Raw genomic sequence first — 23,596 nt, forward strand, 5'->3', positions numbered from 1 at the left:
GAACATAATATATTTATTGAGATTATTTGCAAAGCTTAATATTAAACAACTTTGAAACAGATAATATAAAACTAAGAATAGACAGAAAAAGCTGTAATCATAAAGGTTACAGCTTTTTTATTCAATGTAAAAGAGTATTATAATAAAGAAAAGGTTAATACCTACTTTCTGTAGATTATAGTGTTTATATACTATTGGAATTTTAATTAGTTTATAAATTACAATTCTATAATTCTTCTACTAATTTTAGATTCAATAGCTGTCTCTATTTCACTTAACATTCGTTCATTTTTAGGGTCAATAAAAGCACATGTATAGCCTTCCTCACCAGCTCTACCAGTTCTACCAATACGATGAATATAGTCTTCAGATGTTTCTGGTAAGTCGTAATTATATATATGACTTACTCCAGATATATCAAGACCACGAGAAGCCACATCTGTAGCTATCAAGTATTGTATATCTAAATTTCTAAATGATTTCATTATTCTTTCTCGTTTTGACTGAGCAATATCACTATGCAGTTTTTGACAATTGTATCCTCTTATAGCGAGAGCTTCTTCAAGATTGTCAACTCTTCTTTTAGTTCTACAAAATATTATAGCCATAAAAGGATTATCTTCATCTAAAACTCTACACAGGGCATCCAATTTTTTTCTATCTGTAGTTTCCACTACTTCTTGTTTTATATTATTAAGAGTAATTTCTTCTTTTTGGATAGAAACTATAACTGGATTTTTTGTATATCTATAAGCTAATTTTTTTACTTGAGAATTCATAGTTGCAGAAAAACATAATGTTTGCTTTTTGTTTGAAGTTTCTTTTAAAATAGCTTCAACTTCATTTTTAAATCCCATAAGTAACATTTGGTCTGCTTCATCTAAAACAAAAGTTTTTAACTTACTAAGGTCAATCGTTTTTCTATTTAGATGGTCTAAAAGTCTACCTGGTGTAGCTATAATCATATGAATATTTCCTTTTAATTTCTTTATTTGAGAACCAATATCCTTTCCTCCGTATGCAGCTAGGATATTTACATCTTTAGACTCTTTAAGTTTTATTGCTTCTTCTGTTATTTGAATAGCTAGTTCTCTTGTAGGAGAAAGTATAAGCACTTGTATATCATTTATATCTAATGATATGTTTTCAAATATCGGAAGCAAAAAAGCAAGTGTTTTTCCTGTACCAGTTTGAGCTTCTGCTATTACATCTTTTCCTTCTTTTATCAATTGAATACTTTCTTTTTGTATAGGTGTAGGTGTTATTATTCCTGATTTTCCTAGAATATTTATTGTATTTTCACTAATCCCTAAGCTTTTAAAATCCATTATTATCTTACCTTTCATGAAAAATTTTCTTTTTTTATTAATCAATTAATAATATCATATTTGTAAGTATTTTTAGTAATTTTTTTGATTATTATTTATATAGTTTAGAAATATATGAAGATACCTTAAAATAAAATGTAGCTTAAATTAAATTTTAGGAGGAATTTTAGAGGTTTATTTTTAAAGGTTTTTTGAAAATAAATCTATTTAAAGATTAAATTAAAATGCAAGAAAAACATAATAACTTTCATTTTTAAGAAGTTTTCACAAAAAAGAAAAAATATAGTGCAATAAATGATATAAAGTAATATAATAGATTACAAGATATGAAAAGGCAAAAAAATAAATTGCAAATGAAATTAAAATGAATAAAAAATAAAAAAATAATCATAAGTTAGAGGTATCAATGAAAAATAAAATCGAATATTTTTAAAATTAAAAGTATACTAAGGGGGGCATTAATATGTGCATTATATCAAAAGATAGAGCAAAGGAAATAAAAATAGTAGATACTACTTTAAGAGATGGAGAGCAAACAGCTGGGGTTGTATTTGCAAATAGAGAAAAAATAATGATTGCTGAAATGTTAAGCGACCTAGGTGTTGACCAAATCGAAGTTGGTATACCTACTATGGGTGGAGATGAAAAAAACGTAATAAAGCACATATGTAGTAGAAACTTAAAATCAGATATAATGGCTTGGAATAGAGCAGTAATAAAAGATGTAGAAGAATCTATTTCTTGTGGTGTTGATGCAGTAGCTATATCAATATCAGTATCTGACATTCATATAGAGAATAAATTGAGAACTTCTAGAGGTTGGGTTTTAGAAAATATGGCTAAAACAGTTGAATTTGCAAAACAAAATGGATTATATGTTTCAGTAAATGGAGAAGATGCTTCAAGAGCAGATATAGACTTTTTAACTGAATTTATAAAAGTTGGAAAACAAGCAGGGGCAGATAGATTTAGATATTGTGATACAGTAGGAGTTATGAATCCTTTTTCTATAAAGAATGCGATAGAGACTCTTTATGAAAGAACTAATTTTGACATAGAAATGCATACACATAATGACTTTGGAATGGCAACTGCAAATGCACTTGCAGGAATAGCAGCAGGAGCAAATTATGTTGGAGTTACAGTAAATGGATTAGGTGAAAGAGCAGGAAATGCAGCATTAGAAGAAGTTTTAATGGCTCTTAAGTGCGTCTATAAATGTGATTTAAATAATATAGATACTAGAAAATTTAGAGGAATATGTGAGTATGTAGCACAGGCATCAGGAAGAATTCTTCCTACATGGAAACCAGTAGTTGGAGATAACATGTTTATCCATGAATCTGGTATACATGCAGATGGAGCTTTAAAAGACCCACATAACTATGAGCCATTTGACCCAAGTGAAGTAAATCTTGAGAGAAAAATAGTAATAGGCAAACATTCAGGAAGAGCTGCAGTTATAAATAAGTTGAGTGAATATGAAATGTATATTTCTCCAGAAAACGCTACCAAGCTATTAAATGCTATAAGAGCTACATCAATAAGATTAAAAAGAAGTTTAATGGATAAAGAAATTCTTCAATTATATTGTGATATACTAGCACATGAGAAGGAAACAACAGAGGAAGAAGCAGTTAGAGGTTCATATATTTAAGGTATAATTGTTTAGGAGGAAAATATGGGAGATAATATAGTTTATAAAATAATTAAAAAACATATAGTAGATGGAGATGCTGTTGCTGGAAACTCAATTGGTATAAAGATAGACCAGACTTTAACACAAGATTCTACTGGAACAATGACATATCTTCAATTAGAAGCTATGGGTATAGATAAAGTAAAAACTAAAAGAAGTGTAGCATTTGTAGACCATAATATGTTACAACAAGGATTTGAAAATGCAGATGACCATAAATATATACAAACAGTGGCAGATAGATATGGAGTTTATTTCTCTAAACCAGGAAATGGTATTTGTCACCAAGTGTTTTTAGAAAGATTTTCAACACCAGGAGATACACTTTTAGGTTCTGATAGCCACACACCTACAGCTGGAGGTGTGGGCATGATGGCTATTGGAGCTGGTGGATTAGATGTTGCTTTAGCTATGGCAGGAGGAGCGTACTATATAAAAGCACCAAAAGTCTGTAAAGTGAATCTAGTTGGAAAATTAAATAATATGGTATCTTCAAAAGATATAATATTAGAAGTGTTAAGAAAACAAACTGTAAAAGGTGGAGTAGGTAAAGTTTATGAGTATGGTGGAGAAGGTGTTAAAAGTTTATCTGTTCCACAAAGAGCTACAATAACAAATATGGGAGCTGAACTTGGAGCAACTACTTCAATTTTCCCAAGTGATGAAAAAACACTAGAATTCTTCAAGAGTCAAGGAAGAGAAGATGCATGGATAGAGTTAAAATCAGATGAAGATGCAGTTTATGATGAAGAGATTACTATAAACTTGGATGAATTAAAACCATTAGCTGCGAAACCTCATAGTCCAGACAATGTAGATGAAGTTGAAAATATAGGAAAAATTAAAATAGACCAAGTTGCGATAGGAAGTTGTACAAATTCTTCTTATGAAGACTTAATGAAAGTTGCTCAAATTCTAAAAGGAAATAAGGTGCATAAGAATGTGAGTTTGGTAATAGCACCGGGTTCAAGACAAGTTATGGAGATGATTGCTAGAAATGGAGCTTTAGCAGATATAATAAGTGCTGGAGCCAGAATACTAGAAAATTCTTGTGGTCCATGTATAGGTATGGGGCAATCTCCAGGTACTGATTCTGTGTCTTTAAGAACTTTCAATAGAAACTTCTATGGAAGAAGTGGGACTCTATCAGCACAAGTGTACTTAGTGAGCCCAGAAGTAGCAGCAGTAAGTGCAATAAAAGGAGAACTTACAGACCCAAGAGAATTTGATATTAAATTTACAGACTTAGATGTAAATGAGTTTTTGATAGATGATAGCATGATAATAAAACCTGCTGATGTAGGTAGTAATGTAGAAGTAGTTAGAGGACCTAATATAAAACCTTTCCCTCTTAATACAGAGCTAAGTCAGTCTATAGATGGAAAAATTATATTAAAGACAGAAGATAATATAACTACTGACCATATAATGCCATCAAATGCTAAGTTACTTCCTTTTAGAAGTAATATACCATATCTTGCAAACTATTGTTTCAACACTGTAGATACAGAGTTTCCTCAAAGAGCAAAAGACAATAGTGGTGGATTTATAGTTGGTGGAGATAATTATGGGCAAGGTTCAAGTAGAGAGCATGCAGCTTTAGCACCACTATACTTAGGCGTTAAAGGGGTAATAGTAAAGAGCTTTGCAAGAATCCATAAAGCTAATTTAATAAATAGTGGTATAATTCCAATGGAGTTTTATGATGAGAAAGATTATGAAAACTTATCTCTTTTAGATAATCTTGAGATACCAAATATTTTGGATAATTTAGATAATGGAATCTTGGAAGTTAAGAACACAACTAAAGGAACTTCTTTTAAAGTTAAAGTAGAATTATCAGCAAAAGAAGTTGATGTATTAAAAGCTGGTGGAAAATTAAATTACACTAAAAATCAAGCTAATTAGTATGAAAAGAGGGAATATTTAATGTATAAAGTGACACTTATACCAGGAGATGGAATAGGACCAGAAGTTGCGAAAGCTATGAAAAAGGTAGTAGAAGCTACTGGGGTAGAGATAGAATGGGAAGAAGTTAATGCAGGAGAGGCAGTTATTGAAGAATATGGTACTCCTCTTCCTGAATATATTATAGATAGTATAAAAAAGAACAAAATAGCTATAAAAGGTCCAATCACTACTCCTGTAGGGAAAGGATTTAGAAGTGTAAATGTAACTTTAAGACAGGCATTAGATTTGTATGTTAATTTAAGACCGATTAAAAGTTTTAAAGGTATAAAATCAAGATATGAAGATGTTGATTTAGTAGTTGTAAGAGAAAATACAGAAGACTTGTATGCTGGAATAGAGCATAAAATAGGTGACTATGCAGCTGAAAGTATAAAGATAATAACAAGAGGTGCAAGTGAAAGAATAGTTGATTTTGCATGTAACTATGTTAAAGACAATAAGAGAAAAAAGGTTACAGCCATACATAAGGCAAATATAATGAAAATGTCTGATGGATTGTTCTTAGATGTATTTAGGGAAGTAGCGTCAAAACATGATGTAGAGTATGATGATTTAATTGTAGATGCAGCAGCTATGAACTTAGTTTTAAATCCAGAAAATTATGATGTAATGGTAATGCCAAATCTTTATGGGGATATACTATCTGATTTAGGAGCTGGTCTTGTTGGAGGGCTAGGTATAATTCCAAGTGCAAATATTGGTAAAGATTGTGCTATATTTGAAGCTGTGCATGGAAGTGCGCCACAAATAGCTGGTCAAAATAAAGCTAATCCTACAGCACTTATTCAATCATCAGTAATGATGCTTAGATACTTAGGTGAGTATGAAAATGCACAAAAGGTAGAAACAGCTTTAGAGAAGGTATTTCTTGAGGGAAGTAAATTAACTGTGGATTTAGGTGGTTCAGCATCAACTACAGAGTTTGCAGATGAAGTATGTAAATATATCGTATAGATAGTGTTTATAGTAAAAATATAATGTATATTAAAGGAAAGCTGTTAATTGTTGTAGATACAATTAACAGCTTTTAATTTTAACAGTATTTAGTAAAGGGAAAGAGTAATATTAAAAATTTTGTTTTTTTAATTGAACTTTCAACCAATATATGGTAATATCTGAATAAAGTTGAACTTTCAACTAAAAATCAACATATTAATTGGAGGTGTGTTTGATTAAGGCATTAGACAGTAATATATTAAGAGAAGTCGGTACTTTATCTAGAGCAGTAAATTCGATAAATGATATTAAGTACAAGGAGTTAAAGTTGCAAAAAGGACAGTTTACATTTTTGACACGAGTTTGTGAAAATCCTGGTATAAACCTTGTGGAATTATCAAATATGTTGAAGGTAGATAAGGCTACAGCAACCAAAGCCATACAGAAATTAATAAAAGCAGGATATGTAGATAAAAAGCAGGATGAGTCTGATAAAAGAGGATATAATTTAACTCCAACTGATAAATCTTTAGAAGTTTATGAGTTGATAATTGAAGAAGAGAATAGAAGTATAGAGATGTGTTTTGAGAATTTTACAGATGAAGAAAAGCAGGTTGCAACTAAAGTATTAGAAAAAATGAGCAAAAATGCTGAAAAAGAATGGTTTAAAGTGAAGAGATAGTAAATTAATATAAGGAGATATTTTTATGATTAGAAAAGCCAATATGAATGATTTAGAAAAAATTATGAAAATTATAAAATCAACAGTAGAAGAAATGAAGGATTATAATAATACACAATGGGATGAGAATTATCCATCAGACGAAGACTTTGTTTCAGATATTAAGAAACAAGATTTATATGTAGAAGAAATGGATGGAGAAATAGCTGGGTTTATATGTCTTAATTATGAAGATCCAGAAGAATATGTAGGTCTAAATTGGTCTTCTAATAAAAAAGCTATGGTAATACATAGAATGGCCGTAAATCCAAACTTTAGAAAGAAAGGAATAGCATCTAAGTTAGTTGATTTTGCGGAAAAATTGGCTGAAAAAAATAGTGTATCATATTTAAAGAGTGATACATATTCAATAAATTCAAAAATGAATGCACTTCTTACAAAATGTGGTTTTATCAAAATTGGAGAAATGAGTTTTTTAGGAAAGGAGAAATCTTTTTATTGTTATGATAAAATATTGTAAAAGGTATTTATCATACAAAGGGTAAATAATATATTTTTAATGTTAGTAGACGTGTTATATAGACTTATTGAATGATATTATGAAAGGGATGGTTTAGATGATTGAATTTTTAAAGAAAAGAAGAAGTATTAGGAAGTATAAAAATATTGAAGTAGAAAAAGAAAAACTAGATAAAATACTAAAAGCTGCTCTTTTGGCACCATCATCAAAGGGGCTTAGAACATGGGAATTTGTAGTGGTAGATAATAAAGAAAAACTTATTAACTTATCTCAATGTAGAACTAAAGGGGGTGGGTTTTTCTTAAAAAACGCACCTTTAGCTATTGTAATTATTGGAGACAAAGAAAAAAATGATGTTTGGATAGAGGATGCGAGTATTGCTGCTTCCTATATACAACTTCAAGCTCATGAACTAGGATTAGGTTCTTGTTGGGTACAGGTTAGAAACAGGATGCATAATGATGATATAGAAGCTGATAAGTATATTAGAGAAGAGCTTAAAGTACCTGATAAGTACAGTGTAGAATGTATAATTTCTATAGGATATCCTGATGAAGAAAAGAAAGCATATAGTGACTCTGATTTGGAATATGAAAAGGTTCATTTTAACAACTTTTAATATATAATATGTTGTATTAAGACATTATATTTTTTTATATTGTTAATATATACTTAAAATTGTAAAAATATATCTGAATTTTACTAACTTATCTAGTGGTTATGTACAAGGGTTTTAAAGATAAATATAGAAATTAATGTTTATAATCGATACATAACTTGAGTAACAAAATTTAAGGAGGTTAAAGTATGGGTATATTTAAAACAAAAATTGATGAGGACTGGAAAGTAAACTATATTAAAGAATTTAATGAAATGAGAGATTCTTATGAGAGTAAGCTTCAAAAAAAGCAGTTTGAAGTAGATAGTTTGAAATCAGAATTAGATAGACTAAGAAGTTATAAAAATAGTCTTAAGCCAAAAGAAAAACAAATTACGGATGATGATATAAACAATATAAAAAATTTAAGAAGAGATGGTTTAAGCTATAAAGAAATTTCGAATGAAACAAGTTGGAGTAAGGCAACTGTAAGTAGAGTATTAAATGGACTTTACGATTAGCATATACATGGGGTGATTTAAATTGGGATGAAGTATAGTTATAAAAAATGTATTATAGATTCTATTTTATTGATGCTTATAGTTCAAATCTTGAGGATGATTTTGAATTATATACTTCTAAGTCAATTTGAATTTACTCTTGAAAATTTTAATATTATAAACTTAATTTCTTTTACATTAGTTGGCTTATCATTAATTTTATTTTTAAAAGATAATTCTTTGTATAACAGGGTTAAAAATAGAAAAATCACAGAAGCATTTAAAGAAAATAAAAACAATATACTTACTAAAAAATGTAAGTTGATACTTTTTATAGTGGTTTTAGCTTTAGCAATAGTCTCAACTTATTGCAGAAAAGGTTATGTATTTTTTAACATAACAATGATGATTTTGTCTGCATTGATAGTTCCTATATTTGAAGAGTTATTTTTTAGAGAGTATCTATGGAACTATTTAAGTAATTTTATAAAGTCAAAGAGTAAAATTATATGTATAACATCTATATTATCTGGTATTTATAATATAGGATATATAGATGTTATAAGAAATTACATAACTTTGTATAACAATTCTAGCTATACATTTGAAGTAATTATTTCAAAAATCATGATAGGTACTGTTTTGGGTATTGTGCTTGGAATTGTTAAATCAAGATTCAAAGACGTAGGTTTTTGCATATTGTTGAGGAGTCTATTTTCTATTTTTATTAGGCAGATAATATAATTAAATAGAGTGTTTATTTTGTAATCTGTATTTCAAAATAATTAGGAATAGTTATAAATAAAAAATAAACTCTAATATTTGGAGTTTATTTTTTTGTACATACTTATTTTAAGTAATCTATATAAAAACTTAATAAAATATTGTAAAAATAAATGAGACATAAATATATTTTTCATAATAACCAATAACTCAATTATCTCATTGAAGTAATTTATTTTTATGAAATTTAATAATATTTGACAGTTTAGTCTATAATATGATATTTATATAAAATGGGATAAGTATGAAAACTAATTATGAATGAGAGTGATTTACTTGAAAAAATTTTATGAAATATATTTAGATTTAGAGAAAGATATAAGAAATAATGTATATGCAATAGGAGAATTTTTGCCAACAGAAGTAAGGCTTGCTCAAAAATATCAAGTATCAAGAGAAACTATTAGAAAAGCAGAAGCTCTCTTGTTAGAAAAGGGTTTTATACAAAAAAAGCAAGGTAAAGGTGCTATTGTTTTAGATATAAATAAGTTTGAAATAGAAGGGGCAGGGCTAATTAGTTTTGACGAATTACAAAGAAATAAAAATTTGGATACAGAAATAAATGTACTTAAAAACAAAAAGGAAATTATGCCTTTAGAAATTTGTAAAAAGTTGGATATAGACACGAAAACTAAGGTTATATCAGTTGAACGACTTAGAAAAATTAATGGAGAAGCTGTTATTTTAGATAAAGATTACTTCATGTTTGAAATAATACCAGAAATACCATTAATGGCAGTTCAAAGTTCAATATTTAATTATATAGAGAAAAATTTAGAATTAAAAATAGGTTATGCAAATAAAGAGGTAACAGTAAACCCCGTTACAGAAGAGGATAAGTTGTTGCTAGATATTGGAACAGATACACATGTTGTGGTGATACGAAGTGAAGTATATTTAGAAGACACAAGATTGTTCCAATATCATGAATCTAGACATAGAGTTGACACATTTAGATTTGTAGATTTTGCAAGAAGAAGAAATCTTTAATACTAAAAAGGGGCTGTCCCAGAATAGAGATAAGCCTCTTTTCCGTTGTCGAAATGATAAAAATATATTTGATTTAATACAAAAAAGAGTGCCTCATTAACTAAATAGTTCATTTTGAGACACCCTCTTTTTTATTTAATTTGTATATTCTTTTAATTTTCTATATATTCTTTATTAAAATATTTACTCTTTGAGAATAGATATGTAAGTATACAAGTAATCATTATAGAAAGGCCCATCGCTAAGAAATAGACACTCCATTGTTCTGTAAATATAGATAAGAATGCTGGAAGTCCTGATATGCCTATAGAACCTGCTTTAACATTAAAGTAAGATACAATTCCTCCAGAGATACCTGCGCCTATCATAGATGCTATAAAAGGAAAACGATAACGTAAGTTTATACCAAATATAGCTGGCTCAGTAATACCCAACCAAGCTGAAATTGCAGCTGTTAATGCAACACCCTTGATTTTCTTATTTTTTAATATGAAGAACATAGTTAAAGCTGCTGCACCTTGTCCAAGACTAGCCATAACTTGTATTGGCCATAATGTTGCAAATCCTAAGGTACCTATCATTTGTAAGTTTATACCTAAGAATAAATGATGCATTCCTGTTATAACCAATGGAGATAATATAAATCCGAATAATGCACCTGCAAGTATCGCATTAATTTCAAATAATCCAAGGATTCCATTTGTAATTAAGTTAGCAAAAGACATTGTTATAGGTCCTATAATAGAAAAAGTTAAAAAACCCGTTATTAATAATGTAAGAGGAGCAACAAAAATAAGTTGAACCATCTCAGGAATTTTTTTAGTCAGAAACTTTTCTATTGTTGCTAAAATATAAGAAGAACATAGAACAGGGATTACTTGTCCCTGATAACCTATTTTAGCAATATTAAATCCTAATATATTCCAATAAGTAACAGCTTCAGGTGTTTTAGAGTATTGTGCACCAGGCATTAAATCTGGATTAATTAAAATAAGACCTAATACAATACCAAGTACAGGATTTCCTCCAAACTTCTTGACAGCTGACCAACCTATTAGTGCTGGTAAAAATGCAAATGAAGTATTTGCTATAAGGTTAATCATATTAGATATGCCAGCCCAATTACTATGAACCTCTAAAAAAGGTTGCTTATAAAAAATTCCTGGGTTTGCAAGTAGATTGTTTATACCCATTAATAAACCAGAGGCAACTATAGCAGGAAGTATAGGAATAAATATATCTGCCAGTATCTTTATAGCTTTTTGAATTGGATTTAATTTTTTAGCAGAAATCTCTTTAACCTCAGACTTTGTTGCTTCTTTAAGTCCAGTAATCTCTAATAGTGTAGAATAAACTTTGTTTACAAGCCCTGGACCTATAATAACTTGAAATTGACCATTTGAAGTAAAACTTCCCTTTACTATATCTATTTTTTCTAACTGTTTTACATCAACTTTACTTTCCGAATGTAGAGCAAATCTTAACCTAGTAATACAGTGTGTTGCAGATATTATATTTTCTATTCCACCAATTGCTTCAAGAATTTGTTCAACCTGCTCTTTATGGTGTGCACTCTCTTTTTGTGTACTCATAAAATTACCTCCCTCTAAAATATAATGTTGTATAGACAAATCTTGAAATTAATATACCATAGACATTTTTTAATGTCAACGTTATCCTAAGTGTTTTTTAATATTAATATCATAATATAGATTGAATATCCTTGAAAAATCAGAAATATAAGCAAGTTAATAAAAAAATATGGAGATTACATTTTTTATTTAGTCTAAATATTGATTTTGATAACGAAAAGGTTTATCATAAATATATAAAATTTGTCTAGACAAAAAGGAGATTTGTACATGGATTTTAAGAAAAAAGTTATTTATCAGATATATCCAAAGTCATTTAATGATTCCAATGATGATGGAATAGGGGATTTAAAGGGAATTATAGATAAATTGTCTTATTTATATAAATTAGGTGTAGATATAATTTGGATTAACCCATTTTTTGTGTCACCTCAAAAAGATAATGGATATGATATCGCTGATTATACATCAATAGACCCTATGTTTGGTACTATGGAAGATTTTGAAAGATTAGTAAATGAAGCCAAAAGGTATAATATAGAATTAATGCTAGATATGGTATTAAATCACACATCAACAGAACATAAATGGTTTAAAAAAGCTTTAGATGGAGATAAAAAATATCAAGATTTTTATTTTATTAGAGATGGAAAAGAAGATAATCTACCACCAACAAATTGGAAATCTAAATTTGGTGGGAGTACTTGGGATAAATTTGGAGATACAGATAAATATTACTTGCATTTATATGATATTACCCAAGCTGACTTAAATTGGCGTAACCCTGAAGTTAGAGAAGAATTATATAAAGTTATAAATTTTTGGCTGGATAAAGGTGTTAAAGGGTTTAGATTTGATGTAATAAATGTAATTGGTAAAGATGAAGATTTGAAGGACTCTACAAATAATGTAGGAAAAGAAATGTATACAGATAAACCTATTGTTCATGAGTTCATTAAAGAAATGAACAAAGAAACATTTGGAAAGTTTAAAGGGATAACAACTGTTGGAGAAATGTCTTCAACAACTATTGAAAATTGTATATTATATTCTAATCCAAAAGAAAAAGAACTTTCAATGACATTTAATTTTCATCATTTAAAAGTAGACTATGAAAATGGAGAAAAGTGGAGTGACATACCTTTTGATTTTATAATGTTAAAAAATATTTTAAATGAATGGCAAACAGAGGTAGAAAAGGGTGGTGGATGGAATGCATTGTTTTGGAATAATCATGACCAGCCAAGAGCTGTCAGTAGATTTTGTAAGGAAGAATATAGAGTAGAAGCATCAAAAATGTTAGCTGCTACAATACATTTACTAAGAGGAACACCATATATATATCAAGGTGAAGAAATTGGTATGATAAATCCAAGGTTTGAAGAAATCAATGATTATTTGGATGTTGAGACTCATAATGCGTATAATGAATTGCTAAAAAATAAAATTAAAAAAGAAGAAATAATGAATATTGTAAAATCTAAGTCTAGAGATAATAGTCGTACACCTATGCAGTGGTCAAATGAGTTAAATGCTGGATTTACAAATGGAACGCCATGGATTAAAATAGCTGAAAATTATAAAGAGATAAATGTTGAAAAAGAACTTAAAGACGGGTCGATTTTTAAATTCTATCAAAGGCTGATATCTTTAAGAAAAAAATTAGACATTATATCTGAAGGAAGTTATAGAGGTATTTTACTAGATAATGATAAAGTTTATGCCTATGTAAGAAACTTAGAAAATGAACAGCTAATAGTATTTAATAATTTCTATGACCATGAAGTTGAAGTTGATGTTAGTGAGGAATTTTTAGAAAAACCATTTACATATTTAATAGGAAATTATACAGAAAGAGATTTAGAACCTAAGTTAAGATTAAAACCTTATGAAACGGTATCATTTTATAGTAAAGAAATAGACAATAATAGAAAGAGGTAATATTTATGAAACCAAATATTTTACTTATGATTTCTCATGATAGTGGGAGAAAATTTAATAGCTATGGATATAATGTAGATACTCCTTGTATAAATAAATTAGCTCAAAAAGGAATTCAATTTGATAATTATTTTTGTGCAGCACCTCAGTGTAGTCCTAGTAGAGGAAGCATATTAACTGGATTGTACCCTCATAATAATGGATTAATTGGGCTTGCACATCTAGGTTTTTGTATAGATTCTAAGCATACAACACTTCCTATGGAGTTACAAAAAAATGGGTATAAGACAACTTTAATAGGATTAAGTCATGAAACTATAAATGAAGCTCCACCAATAGAAGATAGAGTATTTTCTTCAACTTATGACTTAGGATATGATAACTTCATATCTGTGCCAGGGGACAGGGCTCCAAAAGTTGCTAAAGAAGTGATTAAGTTTTTGGAAGAGCATAAAAAAAATCAAGAAAAACCATTTTATTTAAATGTAGGATTTTTTGAGACTCATAGAGATTTTGATGAATATGAACCATATGCAGATGGATTAGATGAGGTAGAGGTATTTAAATTTTTACCTGATACAGAGGATGTAAGGAGAGATATAGCTCTATACAATGGTTCAGCAAAAGTATTAGATGATGCAATCGGAAAAATATATAATAAATTGGAAGAAACAGGGCTAGATAAAAACACAATTGTTATATTCACAACAGACCATGGTGTTGCATTTCCAGGAGCTAAAGGTATGTTAAAAGAAGCGGGATTAGAGACAGCACTTATAATTGTCTTACATAATTCTTCTCAAAAAAACATTAAAAAAGAAGCACTGTTATGTAATATTGATTTACTTCCAACCATACTAGATTTAATTGAAGCTGAAATACCTAAAAATATAGATGGAGAAAGTTTTGTTAAGTTATTAAAGACAAATGAAGATATAGGAAGAGATTCATTCTTTACAGAAATGACATGGCATGACCAGTATAGACCAATGAGAGGCATAAGAACTAATGAATATAGTTATGTTAGAAACTTTGAAGATGGACCTAAAATATATATTACAGTCGATTCACATTTAAGTTTATCAGGTAAAGCTGTAAGAGATAAATTCTATGTTCCTAATGAAAAAGAAGAACTTTATGATTTAAGAAAAGACCCATTAGAAGAAAATAATGTAATAAATGATTTGAACTATCAAGATATAGCAAATGAATTGAGAAAGAAAGTGGATACTTGGATGATAGAAACAAAAGACCCACTCTTAAAAGGTCCTGTAAAAGGAATTGGTTCAAGTAGATGGAAAACAGAAATAGAAGAAGGTAGAGCTTATCCAGGAAGGGATGAGTATTATAGACTCTTATCTAATAAGTAGAAAATATCAAAAAAGAAGGTTTTATAATGAAGAGTATATCAGTTTTAATTAAACCTGTATCATCATTATGTAATTTGAGATGTAGATACTGTTTTTATGCTAATGTAAGTGATTTAAGAGAAATAAAATCATATGGTATTATGCAAGAAGATACTATAAAAAATATAGTAGATAATACATTTAAAGTTTTGAACGTTGGAGATAGAGTTATGTTTGCTTTTCAAGGTGGAGAACCAACTTTGGCAGGCTTAAAATTTTTTCAATATTTTATTGAGTACATTGAAAAAACGAAAAAAAATATAATAGTAAATTACTCTATTCAAACTAATGGAACACTTATAGATAATCAATGGTGTGAATTTCTAAAGAAAAATAATTTTCTAGTAGGATTATCATTAGACTTATTAAAAGACCTACATGATGAGAATCGTATATATTTAAGTAATGAAGGAACTTATGAAGATATAATAAACACAAAAAAGCTATTAGAAAAATATAAAATAGAGTTTAACATATTATGTGTTTTGACAAATCAGATTGCATGTAATCCCAATAAAGTTTTTAACTTTATAAAAGAAACTGGTATAAAGTATATTCAGTTTATTCCTTGCTTAGATGATTTAGATTGTGAGAATAAATCAGAGTATTCTTTGGAACCTAAACATTTTGCAAATTTTTATAAAATAGTATTTAAACTTTGGAAAGATGAGTTAGATAATGGAAATTACATAAGTATTAATTTGTTTGACAATATTATATCTCTTTTAATTACAGGAACACCAAGTACATGTGGGATAATTGGAAAATGTCAACCACAGTTTGTAATAGAGGCTGATGGAAGTGTATATCCATGTGACTTTTATGTTCTAGATAACTATAATTTAGGTAATATAAAGGACAATACTTTATTGGATATTTTGAGAAAGCCTATAATGCACAAATTTTTACATGAAAATATACAAAAAGAAAGTATTTGTATAAACTGCGATTTCTATAGAATATGTGGTGGTGGTTGTAAAAGAATGAAAAACTTTATGTATATTGATTCTAATAGTAATTATTGTGGATATAAAGATTTTCTAATGGATAACTTTAATGATTTAAAAAAAATAGCAGAGTTAATGTATAAAAATCAAATGCCTAAATAATTTTAGTATTGAGAATTCTAGATTAAGTTATTGAGGATTACGTATGATTAAGGGATTTAAAATATAATAAATTTAGTTAGGATGATTTAAATGAATATAATTTTATTTGTAATAGCTATATTTGCAACAACTATAGGAGCAATAACAGGTATTGGTGGAGGCGTAATAATAAAACCAGTGTTAGACTTGATTGGAGTATTTGATGTGTCTACAATAAGTGTATTGTCATCATTTACTGTGTTATCAATGGCAGTTATTTCTACATATAAACAAATTAAGTTGAAAATTTTTAAAATAGATTTGAGAATTATTTTAATTGCTGGAGCATCAATACTAGGTGGGACTATTGGTCAAAGATTACTAGATTTATCAATTTTATATGTAAATAACTCTGCTATAATAAAAATAACTCAAAATATTATAATGATTATTTTGTTGATAATGGTTTATTTATACAGAAATAAAAGTTTAAATATAAAACTCAATACTAATATTACTTATTTTAGTATTGGCATTTTTTTAGGGATTATATCTTCTTTCTTAGGAATAGGGGGAGGACCTATAAATGTGGTTGCATTTACAATGTTATTTGGTTTATCAGCTAAAGAAGCTGCTTTTAATTCCATTATAACTATTTTATTTTCTAATATTTCCAAGTTGGTGACAGTTTTGATGAATACTGGATTTGGAGTATATGATTTGTCTGGATTACCATTTATGATAATAGGAGCAGTTTTGGGCGGATTTATAGGCTCTTTTATTAGTAAAATGGTTGATGATAGTAAAGTTAAATATATGTTTTCGTATATGACCATAGTTATTACTGGAATAAATATATACAGTATATTTCAAGTGGTGTATTTGATTAAAAAATAGTTACGCACACTCGTGACTTTAGTCATGAGTTAGTAGCTAAAATAGTCAGCATATAGGGAAACTTATATGTAGAAATAGGAGAGAACCTATCCAATACTGCTTGAATTGCTGGAAACCCCTAAAGCTAACCAAACTAAAACATAAGGATGAAATAAACCTAAGTGTGAAAGTTACGAAAGTAGAAAAAATTGGTTAGATGGTATAAGGTTAAACCCTAAGTACTTTAAAATGGGCAATCAGCAGGTAAACTCCGAATAGGAGAAACTTCAACGACTATTCCTCCTGAGGGAAGTACACTACAAGTTATCGGTAGTGGAAGTGGGTAGACCTTAACGGATAATGCCGAAGGATAAGATATAGTCTGTGCTTGCATGAAAGTGTAAGAAGTTCATAAGAAAACTGCATAGGTAGTAGCGAACTTATGTGAACGACAACCTCAAAAATGATAAAAGTTAGGACTTACGGTTCTTACATATGTTATTTAAAAATAGATATAAAAACCTTAAAAATACTTGTTCAAAAAAATTACACTTGTTAATATTAGGATGGGTGGAAAAATCAGAAAAACAAGTAAAGTGAGGTGATAGTAGTGGAAAAAGCATATAAGTTTAGAATATATCCAAATAAAAAACAGCAAGAGCTAATTAACAAAACTTTTGGATGTTGTAGATTTGTATATAATAAATATCTTGCTAAAAGAATAGAAGTTTATGAAAGTGATAAAGAAAATTTTACTTATAAACAGTGTAGTTCTGATTTGACCAACTTAAAAAAAGAATTAGAGTGGCTTAAAGAACCTGACAAATTTTCACTACAAAACACCTTAAAAGATTTAGAAAACGCATATAAAAAATTCTTTAAAGAAAATGCAGGATTTCCTAAATTTAAATCAAAGAAAACTAATAGATTTTCATATAGAACTAACTTTACAAATGGAAATATTATGTGCTGTGGTCAATATATAAAATTACCTAAACTTGGTATGGTCAAAGTAAGGGATAAACAAGTACCTCAAGGGAGAATACTTAATGCTACAGTATCTAGAGAGCCAAGTGGTAAATATTATGTATCATTATGTTGTACTGATATAGAGATTGAAGCACTTGAAAATACTAATAATAAGATAGGTTTAGATTTAGGAATTAAAGAATTTTGTATCTCAAGTTGTGGACAATTTATAGAAAATCCTAAGTATCTTCTAAAGTCATTAAACAAACTTGCTAAATTACAAAGAGAATTATCGAGAAAAACAATTGGTAGTTTAAATAGAAATAAGGCAAGATTAAAAGTTGCAAGACTTCAAGAACATATAGCTAATCAAAGGAAGGATTTTCTACAAAAACTATCTACCAAATTAATACGAGAGAATGATATTATTTGCATAGAAGATTTACAAGTAAAGAATATGACTAAAAATCATAAACTATCTCGCTCTATTTTTGATGTATCATGGTCAGAGTTTGTTCATCAATTAGAATACAAGGCTAATTGGTATGGTAGACAAATTGTAAAGGTAGGTAAATTCTTTGCAAGTTCACAAATATGCAATAAATGTGGGTACAAAAACGAGGAAATGAAGAATTTAAATATAAGAGAATGGATTTGTCCTTGTTGTAATGTAACTCACGATAGAGACATAAATGCGAGTATAAATATACTAAAAGAAGGATTAAGAATAATAACAGTTTAAAATAGATAACGTATGTAAGAACCGTAGGAACTACGGGGATAGCCTGTGGAGAATTGGTAAGACATATTTTAGTATGCGAAATTCTATGAAACAGGAACCCTGTGACTTTAGTCATGGGAGGTTCAGTTGAAAAAGATTAAAGAGAATGCTAAATCTATTATAACTCCTGTAGTTATAACAAATTCTTATGATATAGATAAAATTGAAGTTTTAAAAATAGGTAATATCCATGCTAATGAAGACTTAATTAAAGTTTATATGTAAATAATTTTTATATTTTATTTCTCATAAAATTCTATCTATATAATAACGCCTATTAGAATTACTACTGATTAATTATACTATCTTTTATAAATTCTAATATTTATGAATTATTACACTTTTTAGAACTCTATTTACAGATATATATTGACATATAAATATTATCTATTACAATTTATATAAACTAATAAAAATAAAATAATATTAATCAACTTATTGAATGGAGGAATAAAAATGAAATTTGTGACTTTTTGTAGTAGTAGTGAAGAAAAAATAGGTGTATTTAATTCAGAAACAAATAGTATATATGAAATAAATAGTTTGGGGTTAAGTAGAATCTATATGGATATGAATGATTTTATTGAAAATGTATCTACAGAAGAGTTAGAAAAAATAAAGAAGAATTCATTTGAAAGTGCTAAGTGTTATAAATTAGAAGAAGTTAAATTATGTTCTCCAATTGTAAGACCTAAGAAAGATATAATATGTTTAGGTCTTAATTATAGAGACCATGTTAATGAAATCCCAGATGGAGTTATAAAAAATGTAGTTATGCCTGATTATCCAATTTATTTTTCTAAGAGAGCAGATAAAATTATTGGAGTGGATGATAAGATAAGCTTACATGGTGATTTGGTTGAAAAGTTAGATTATGAATCAGAACTTGCAGTAATTATAGGCAAGGAGGGCATAAACATATCAAAAGAAGATGCTTATGAATATATATTTGGATATACAATAGTGAATGATATAAGTGAAAGAGCACTTCAAGATAAACATGTTCAATGGTTTAGAGGTAAAAGTTTAGATACACATACATCTATGGGACCTTGCATAGTACATAAAGAAGAATTTGAACATCCTTTAAAATTAGATATAAGTAGTGTAGTAAATGGAGAAGTAAGACAGAATTCTAATACACAATACTTTATATTTGATATACCTACTGTAATAAGTGACTTATCAAGAGGAATGACTCTAAAGCCAGGAGATATAATTTCAACTGGAACTCCAGCTGGTGTAGCTATGGGGATGAATCCACAAGTATATTTAAAACATGGTGATGTAGTTGAATGTAAAGTTGAAGGTATAGGAGTTTTAAAAAATATAGTTGATTAATGGATAAATATGCCATATAATTTTATTAGTACGAATAATTTAATTAATATGGAATTAATCAAACTTATGATTAATTTACTATAGAGAGGGATGAGTATATGGCAAGAGAACTAGAACTAAAATATGGCTGTAATCCAAATCAAAAACCATCAAAGATTTATATGAAAAATGGAGAACTTCCTATAGAAGTATTAAATGGAAAACCTGGATACATAAACTTTTTAGATGCATTTAATAGTTGGCAACTTGTAAAAGAATTAAAAGAAGCCACAGGTCTTCCAGCGGCGACTTCATTTAAACATGTTAGTCCAGCAGGTGCAGCAGTAGGAGTACCTTTATCAGATACTTTAAAGCAAATATATTTTGTTGATGATTTAGAGCTTTCTCCATTAGCTTGTGCTTATGCAATGGCAAGAGGAGCAGATAGAATGTCTTCTTATGGTGATTTTATAGCACTTTCAGATATATGTGATAAAGAGACTGCAACTATTATAGCAAGAGAAGTCTCTGATGGTGTAATAGCTCCAGGGTATACAGATGAAGCTCTCGAAATATTAAAAGGAAAGCGTAAAGGAAACTATAATATTGTAAAAATAGATGAAAATTATACTCCTGAGCCTATTGAGACAAAGGATGTTTATGGAATTACTTTTGAGCAAGGCAGAAATGAAATACTAATAAATGAGGAACTATTAAAAGACATTCCAACTGATAATAAAATTTTTACAGATAATGCAAAACGTGATTTAATTATAGCCTTAATAACATTAAAGTATACACAATCAAACTCTGTTTGTTATGCTAAAGATGGACAAGTAATAGGAGTAGGAGCAGGTCAGCAATCACGTATTCATTGTACTAGACTAGCAGGTAATAAAGCTGATATTTGGTATCTTCGTCAACATCCTAAAGTATTAAACTTAAAATTTAAAAAAGATATAGGTCGTCCAGATAGAGATAATACTATTGATGTATATCTTTCTGATGATTATATGGATGTCCTTGCTGATGGTATATGGCAAAACTTCTTTGAAGAAAAGCCAGAGCCTTTAACTGGAGAAGGAAAAAGAGCGTGGCTTAAAACTTTAACAGGAGTAGCACTTGGTTCAGATGCATTTTTCCCATTTGGAGACAATATAGAACGTGCAAAAAGAAGTGGGGTAAGTTTTATCGCACAGCCAGGTGGTTCTATTCGTGATGATAATGTTATATTAACTTGTAATAAATATAATATAGTTATGGCTTTTACTAAAAATAGATTATTCCATCATTAAATATAAAGTAAATATAGATTAAGTTAAAATCTACAACAAGTTTTGTTGTAGATTTTTTTATTTACTGTATAATTTTAAATAGAACTTTATTTTTAGATATTCAATTTGGAGGTTGATATGGCTTTAAATATAAGAGACTATAGCCTATTATGTAGTCAAGGAACAGCTAAGTTTAATGAAGATGTGGTTGGTATAAATCCATTTGGGGCATGGGTTTTAGATGGTGCTACGGGACTTAATGGAAAAAACTTAATATCAAATGAAAGTGATGCTAGATGGTATGTTCAATGGTGGAATAAGTATCTATATAAAAATATAAATAGAGAAGAGTCATTAAAAAGTATTGTTAATAGTGGAATAGTAGAAGTGAAAAAAGAGTATGAGCTAAGATTAAATGGAATTAAAGTAGAAAAATTAGATTTACCATCGAGTTCTATAGTTATTGTAAAATTTCATGAAAATAAAGTGGAGTATTTTTTATTAGGAGATTGTGCTTTGTTTATTAAAAATGGAGACTCAAAAGTTATAAAGGATAGAAGTATTTGTAAATTTGATAATATTGTATTTGATGAAATGAGTAAACTTTCTAATTTGGAAGAAATGACATTTGATGAGATTAAAGCTAGTGTTATGGATACAATAGTGAGCAATAGGTTGAAGAAAAATACAAAAGATGGATATTGGATATTGGATTTTGATGAGGAAGCTGTGAAAAATTCTATATATGGATATCTTGAAATAAAAAAAGATTTTCAACTGATGTTGACAAGTGATGGTTTTACAAGTGCATGTGACAGATATAATCTCATGAAAGAAGACGAATTAATACGTATAGCAGAAAAATTTGGTATAGGATATATACACAATAAGGTAAGAGATTTTGAGGATAACGATTATAAAGCAGTTAAAGTTCCAAGGTTTAAAGTAAAAGACGATTCATCTTGTTTGTATTTAGATATATATAATGATTAGACTTATGAAATTATTTAAATTTAGAAGGGAGGTAAGTGAAAAATGAAAATTCTTCATATAATAACACAAAAACCAAATAGTACAGGTAGCGGTATATATTTATCTGGTATGATAAAAGGGTTTGAAAAGGTAGGTTATGAGCAAGCTGTAATTGCAGGAATAGATGTGAATGATGATGTAAACTGCTTTTCAAATGATGTAAGCTTTTATCCAGTAAAGTATAATTGTGGAGAATTAAATTTTCCTGTTGTAGGCATGAGTGATTCTATGCCGTATGAAAGTACAAGATATAGAGATTTAAATATAGACATGATAAACAGATTAAAACATCAATTTAGAGTAAATATAGATAAGGTTATGAATGATTTTAAGCCAGACATTATAATATGCCACCATTTATATCTCTTAACTGCATTTGTTAGAGAGATTGTAAAAGGCATAAAGGTAATGTCTATCTGCCATGGGACTTGTTTAAGACAATTAAATACTATTGATTTAGAGAAAGAATACATAATATCAAATATAAGGAAACTGGACTTAATATTTGCTCTTCATGAAAATCAAAAATATGATATTATAAAGACTTTTGGTGTAAGTGAAAGTAAAGTAGTTGTAATTGGTAGTGGTTATAATGATGATATATTTTATAACAAACATTATAAAAGAAAAGATGATAAAATAAAAATAGTATTTGCAGGTAAGATATGCAAGTCAAAGGGACTAATTCCATTTATAAAAGCTATGTCTAAGTTAAAATATCATAAAGATTTAATAGAAGTTAATTTTGCAGGTACTGGAAGTGATATTGAATCATATAATGAGATAGTTAAACTTGCAAACAAGTCTCCGTTTAAGATGAATTTTCTAGGGAAATTAGAGCAAAGAGACTTAGCTGAGTTGTTTAATATGTCACAAATATTTGTGTTACCATCATTCTATGAAGGATTACCAGTTGTTGTTTTAGAAGCTTTATCCTGTGGTACAGACGTGATTACTACTGATATTCTTGGTGTTAAAGAATGGATTGGGAGCGAGATTAATAACTCTGGAAAGATAGGGTATGTACCTCTACCTTTTATGCAGGACGAAAGTATTCCAAAAGAGGAAGATTTGTATATCTTTGAGAAGAACCTGTATAATTCCATAGATACTAAAATACAATCTTTATTAAACAACTCAAATGAAAGGGCGTCTGTAGATATGTCTAAAAAAACTTGGGATGGTTTAGTATATAGGATGAATGAAGTTATTTTAATGGATGAAGTATGCTTGATTTAATATTATTTAATTTATAAAAAATGTAACTATTTTTATACTACTTTTAGGCGATTTTATATTATACTAGT

At 28.5% G+C, this 23,596-nt stretch carries 21 protein-coding genes; 19 read left to right on the forward strand and 2 right to left on the reverse strand.

Annotated features, from left to right (window positions below; all coding sequences use genetic code 11):
• Positions 1–218: 218 nt before the first annotated feature.
• Positions 219–1,346 (reverse strand): DEAD/DEAH box helicase, encoded by a 1,128-nt coding sequence (locus ACTG44_RS04735; RefSeq protein ID WP_479921388.1) that lies wholly within the window; start codon positions 1,344–1,346, stop codon positions 219–221.
• A gap of 445 nt (positions 1,347–1,791) precedes the next feature.
• Between ACTG44_RS04735 and nifV the strand changes: the two genes are divergently transcribed.
• The 9 genes from nifV (at position 1,792) to treR (ending at position 10,007) form a co-directional block, all read left to right on the forward strand.
• On the forward strand, positions 1,792–2,985 hold the full coding sequence (nifV, locus tag ACTG44_RS04740) for a homocitrate synthase (protein ID WP_021383551.1): 1,194 nt from the start codon (positions 1,792–1,794) through the stop codon (positions 2,983–2,985).
• A 24-nt stretch (positions 2,986–3,009) separates the two neighbouring features.
• Positions 3,010–4,935, forward strand: coding sequence for an aconitate hydratase (locus ACTG44_RS04745; RefSeq protein WP_479921389.1), 1,926 nt, complete (start codon positions 3,010–3,012; stop codon positions 4,933–4,935).
• 21 nt (positions 4,936–4,956) lie between these two features.
• On the forward strand, positions 4,957–5,952 hold the full coding sequence (locus ACTG44_RS04750; RefSeq protein ID WP_479921390.1) for an isocitrate/isopropylmalate dehydrogenase family protein: 996 nt from the start codon (positions 4,957–4,959) through the stop codon (positions 5,950–5,952).
• A 214-nt stretch (positions 5,953–6,166) separates the two neighbouring features.
• Complete coding sequence (locus ACTG44_RS04755) at positions 6,167–6,616, forward strand: MarR family winged helix-turn-helix transcriptional regulator (protein WP_021383602.1); 450 nt, start codon at positions 6,167–6,169, stop codon at positions 6,614–6,616.
• 25 nt (positions 6,617–6,641) lie between these two features.
• Positions 6,642–7,136 (forward strand): GNAT family N-acetyltransferase, encoded by a 495-nt coding sequence (locus ACTG44_RS04760; protein WP_479921391.1) that lies wholly within the window; start codon positions 6,642–6,644, stop codon positions 7,134–7,136.
• Between the two features lie 97 nt (positions 7,137–7,233).
• On the forward strand, positions 7,234–7,755 hold the full coding sequence (locus ACTG44_RS04765) for a nitroreductase family protein (RefSeq protein ID WP_479918263.1): 522 nt from the start codon (positions 7,234–7,236) through the stop codon (positions 7,753–7,755).
• Between the two features lie 188 nt (positions 7,756–7,943).
• Positions 7,944–8,255: a helix-turn-helix domain-containing protein gene (locus ACTG44_RS04770; RefSeq protein ID WP_021383670.1), complete on the forward strand. Its 312-nt coding sequence runs from the start codon at positions 7,944–7,946 to the stop codon at positions 8,253–8,255.
• 27 nt (positions 8,256–8,282) lie between these two features.
• Positions 8,283–8,978 (forward strand): CPBP family intramembrane glutamic endopeptidase, encoded by a 696-nt coding sequence (locus ACTG44_RS04775; protein WP_479921392.1) that lies wholly within the window; start codon positions 8,283–8,285, stop codon positions 8,976–8,978.
• Positions 8,979–9,293: 315 nt separating this feature from the next.
• On the forward strand, positions 9,294–10,007 hold the full coding sequence (treR, locus tag ACTG44_RS04780) for a trehalose operon repressor (RefSeq protein WP_044212861.1): 714 nt from the start codon (positions 9,294–9,296) through the stop codon (positions 10,005–10,007).
• Between the two features lie 152 nt (positions 10,008–10,159).
• Here treR and treB read toward each other — a convergent pair whose 3' ends face one another.
• Positions 10,160–11,599: a PTS trehalose transporter subunit IIBC gene (gene treB, locus ACTG44_RS04785; RefSeq protein WP_479921393.1), complete on the reverse strand. Its 1,440-nt coding sequence runs from the start codon at positions 11,597–11,599 to the stop codon at positions 10,160–10,162.
• Between the two features lie 270 nt (positions 11,600–11,869).
• Between treB and treC the strand changes: the two genes are divergently transcribed.
• The 10 genes from treC (at position 11,870) to ACTG44_RS04835 (ending at position 23,528) form a co-directional block, all read left to right on the forward strand.
• A complete protein-coding gene (gene treC / locus ACTG44_RS04790; RefSeq protein ID WP_479919926.1) occupies positions 11,870–13,540 on the forward strand; it encodes an alpha,alpha-phosphotrehalase in 1,671 nt (556 codons plus the stop codon).
• Between the two features lie 5 nt (positions 13,541–13,545).
• A complete protein-coding gene (locus ACTG44_RS04795) occupies positions 13,546–14,910 on the forward strand; it encodes a sulfatase family protein (RefSeq protein WP_479921394.1) in 1,365 nt (454 codons plus the stop codon).
• Positions 14,911–14,936: 26 nt separating this feature from the next.
• Positions 14,937–16,058 (forward strand): SPASM domain-containing protein, encoded by a 1,122-nt coding sequence (locus tag ACTG44_RS04800; RefSeq protein ID WP_479918270.1) that lies wholly within the window; start codon positions 14,937–14,939, stop codon positions 16,056–16,058.
• A gap of 90 nt (positions 16,059–16,148) precedes the next feature.
• Positions 16,149–16,934 carry a sulfite exporter TauE/SafE family protein gene (locus ACTG44_RS04805; RefSeq protein WP_479921395.1) on the forward strand — a complete coding sequence of 262 codons (786 nt, stop codon included), beginning with the start codon at positions 16,149–16,151 and terminating at the stop codon, positions 16,932–16,934.
• 580 nt (positions 16,935–17,514) lie between these two features.
• Positions 17,515–18,624, forward strand: coding sequence for an IS200/IS605 family element RNA-guided endonuclease TnpB (gene tnpB / locus ACTG44_RS04810; protein WP_479921396.1), 1,110 nt, complete (start codon positions 17,515–17,517; stop codon positions 18,622–18,624).
• A 126-nt stretch (positions 18,625–18,750) separates the two neighbouring features.
• Positions 18,751–18,888 carry a PTS sugar transporter subunit IIA gene (locus tag ACTG44_RS04815; RefSeq protein WP_021383557.1) on the forward strand — a complete coding sequence of 46 codons (138 nt, stop codon included), beginning with the start codon at positions 18,751–18,753 and terminating at the stop codon, positions 18,886–18,888.
• A gap of 231 nt (positions 18,889–19,119) precedes the next feature.
• Positions 19,120–20,004 carry a fumarylacetoacetate hydrolase family protein gene (locus tag ACTG44_RS04820; RefSeq protein ID WP_021383609.1) on the forward strand — a complete coding sequence of 295 codons (885 nt, stop codon included), beginning with the start codon at positions 19,120–19,122 and terminating at the stop codon, positions 20,002–20,004.
• A gap of 98 nt (positions 20,005–20,102) precedes the next feature.
• The gene (locus ACTG44_RS04825; protein ID WP_479921397.1) at positions 20,103–21,278 is read left to right on the forward strand and encodes a phosphoribosylaminoimidazolecarboxamide formyltransferase; all 1,176 of its coding nucleotides are present in this window, start codon (positions 20,103–20,105) and stop codon (positions 21,276–21,278) included.
• A gap of 117 nt (positions 21,279–21,395) precedes the next feature.
• Complete coding sequence (locus ACTG44_RS04830) at positions 21,396–22,250, forward strand: hypothetical protein (RefSeq protein WP_021383575.1); 855 nt, start codon at positions 21,396–21,398, stop codon at positions 22,248–22,250.
• 42 nt (positions 22,251–22,292) lie between these two features.
• Positions 22,293–23,528 carry a glycosyltransferase family 4 protein gene (locus ACTG44_RS04835; RefSeq protein ID WP_479921398.1) on the forward strand — a complete coding sequence of 412 codons (1,236 nt, stop codon included), beginning with the start codon at positions 22,293–22,295 and terminating at the stop codon, positions 23,526–23,528.
• Positions 23,529–23,596 lie beyond the last annotated feature (68 nt).

It is taken from the genome of Clostridioides sp. LIBA-2809, assembly GCF_056688965.1.

Coding starts and splice junctions, on each gene's coding strand:
- ACTG44_RS04735 (WP_479921388.1), bottom strand. CDS start 1,346: ATGAAAGGTAAGATAATAATGGATTTTAAAAGCTTAGGGATTAGTGAA.
- nifV (WP_021383551.1), top strand. CDS start 1,792: ATGTGCATTATATCAAAAGATAGAGCAAAGGAAATAAAAATAGTAGAT.
- ACTG44_RS04745 (WP_479921389.1), top strand. CDS start 3,010: ATGGGAGATAATATAGTTTATAAAATAATTAAAAAACATATAGTAGAT.
- ACTG44_RS04750 (WP_479921390.1), top strand. CDS start 4,957: ATGTATAAAGTGACACTTATACCAGGAGATGGAATAGGACCAGAAGTT.
- ACTG44_RS04760 (WP_479921391.1), top strand. CDS start 6,642: ATGATTAGAAAAGCCAATATGAATGATTTAGAAAAAATTATGAAAATT.
- ACTG44_RS04765 (WP_479918263.1), top strand. CDS start 7,234: ATGATTGAATTTTTAAAGAAAAGAAGAAGTATTAGGAAGTATAAAAAT.
- ACTG44_RS04770 (WP_021383670.1), top strand. CDS start 7,944: ATGGGTATATTTAAAACAAAAATTGATGAGGACTGGAAAGTAAACTAT.
- ACTG44_RS04775 (WP_479921392.1), top strand. CDS start 8,283: ATGAAGTATAGTTATAAAAAATGTATTATAGATTCTATTTTATTGATG.
- treB (WP_479921393.1), bottom strand. CDS start 11,599: ATGAGTACACAAAAAGAGAGTGCACACCATAAAGAGCAGGTTGAACAA.
- treC (WP_479919926.1), top strand. CDS start 11,870: ATGGATTTTAAGAAAAAAGTTATTTATCAGATATATCCAAAGTCATTT.
- ACTG44_RS04795 (WP_479921394.1), top strand. CDS start 13,546: ATGAAACCAAATATTTTACTTATGATTTCTCATGATAGTGGGAGAAAA.
- ACTG44_RS04800 (WP_479918270.1), top strand. CDS start 14,937: ATGAAGAGTATATCAGTTTTAATTAAACCTGTATCATCATTATGTAAT.
- ACTG44_RS04805 (WP_479921395.1), top strand. CDS start 16,149: ATGAATATAATTTTATTTGTAATAGCTATATTTGCAACAACTATAGGA.
- ACTG44_RS04820 (WP_021383609.1), top strand. CDS start 19,120: ATGAAATTTGTGACTTTTTGTAGTAGTAGTGAAGAAAAAATAGGTGTA.
- ACTG44_RS04825 (WP_479921397.1), top strand. CDS start 20,103: ATGGCAAGAGAACTAGAACTAAAATATGGCTGTAATCCAAATCAAAAA.
- ACTG44_RS04830 (WP_021383575.1), top strand. CDS start 21,396: ATGGCTTTAAATATAAGAGACTATAGCCTATTATGTAGTCAAGGAACA.
- ACTG44_RS04835 (WP_479921398.1), top strand. CDS start 22,293: ATGAAAATTCTTCATATAATAACACAAAAACCAAATAGTACAGGTAGC.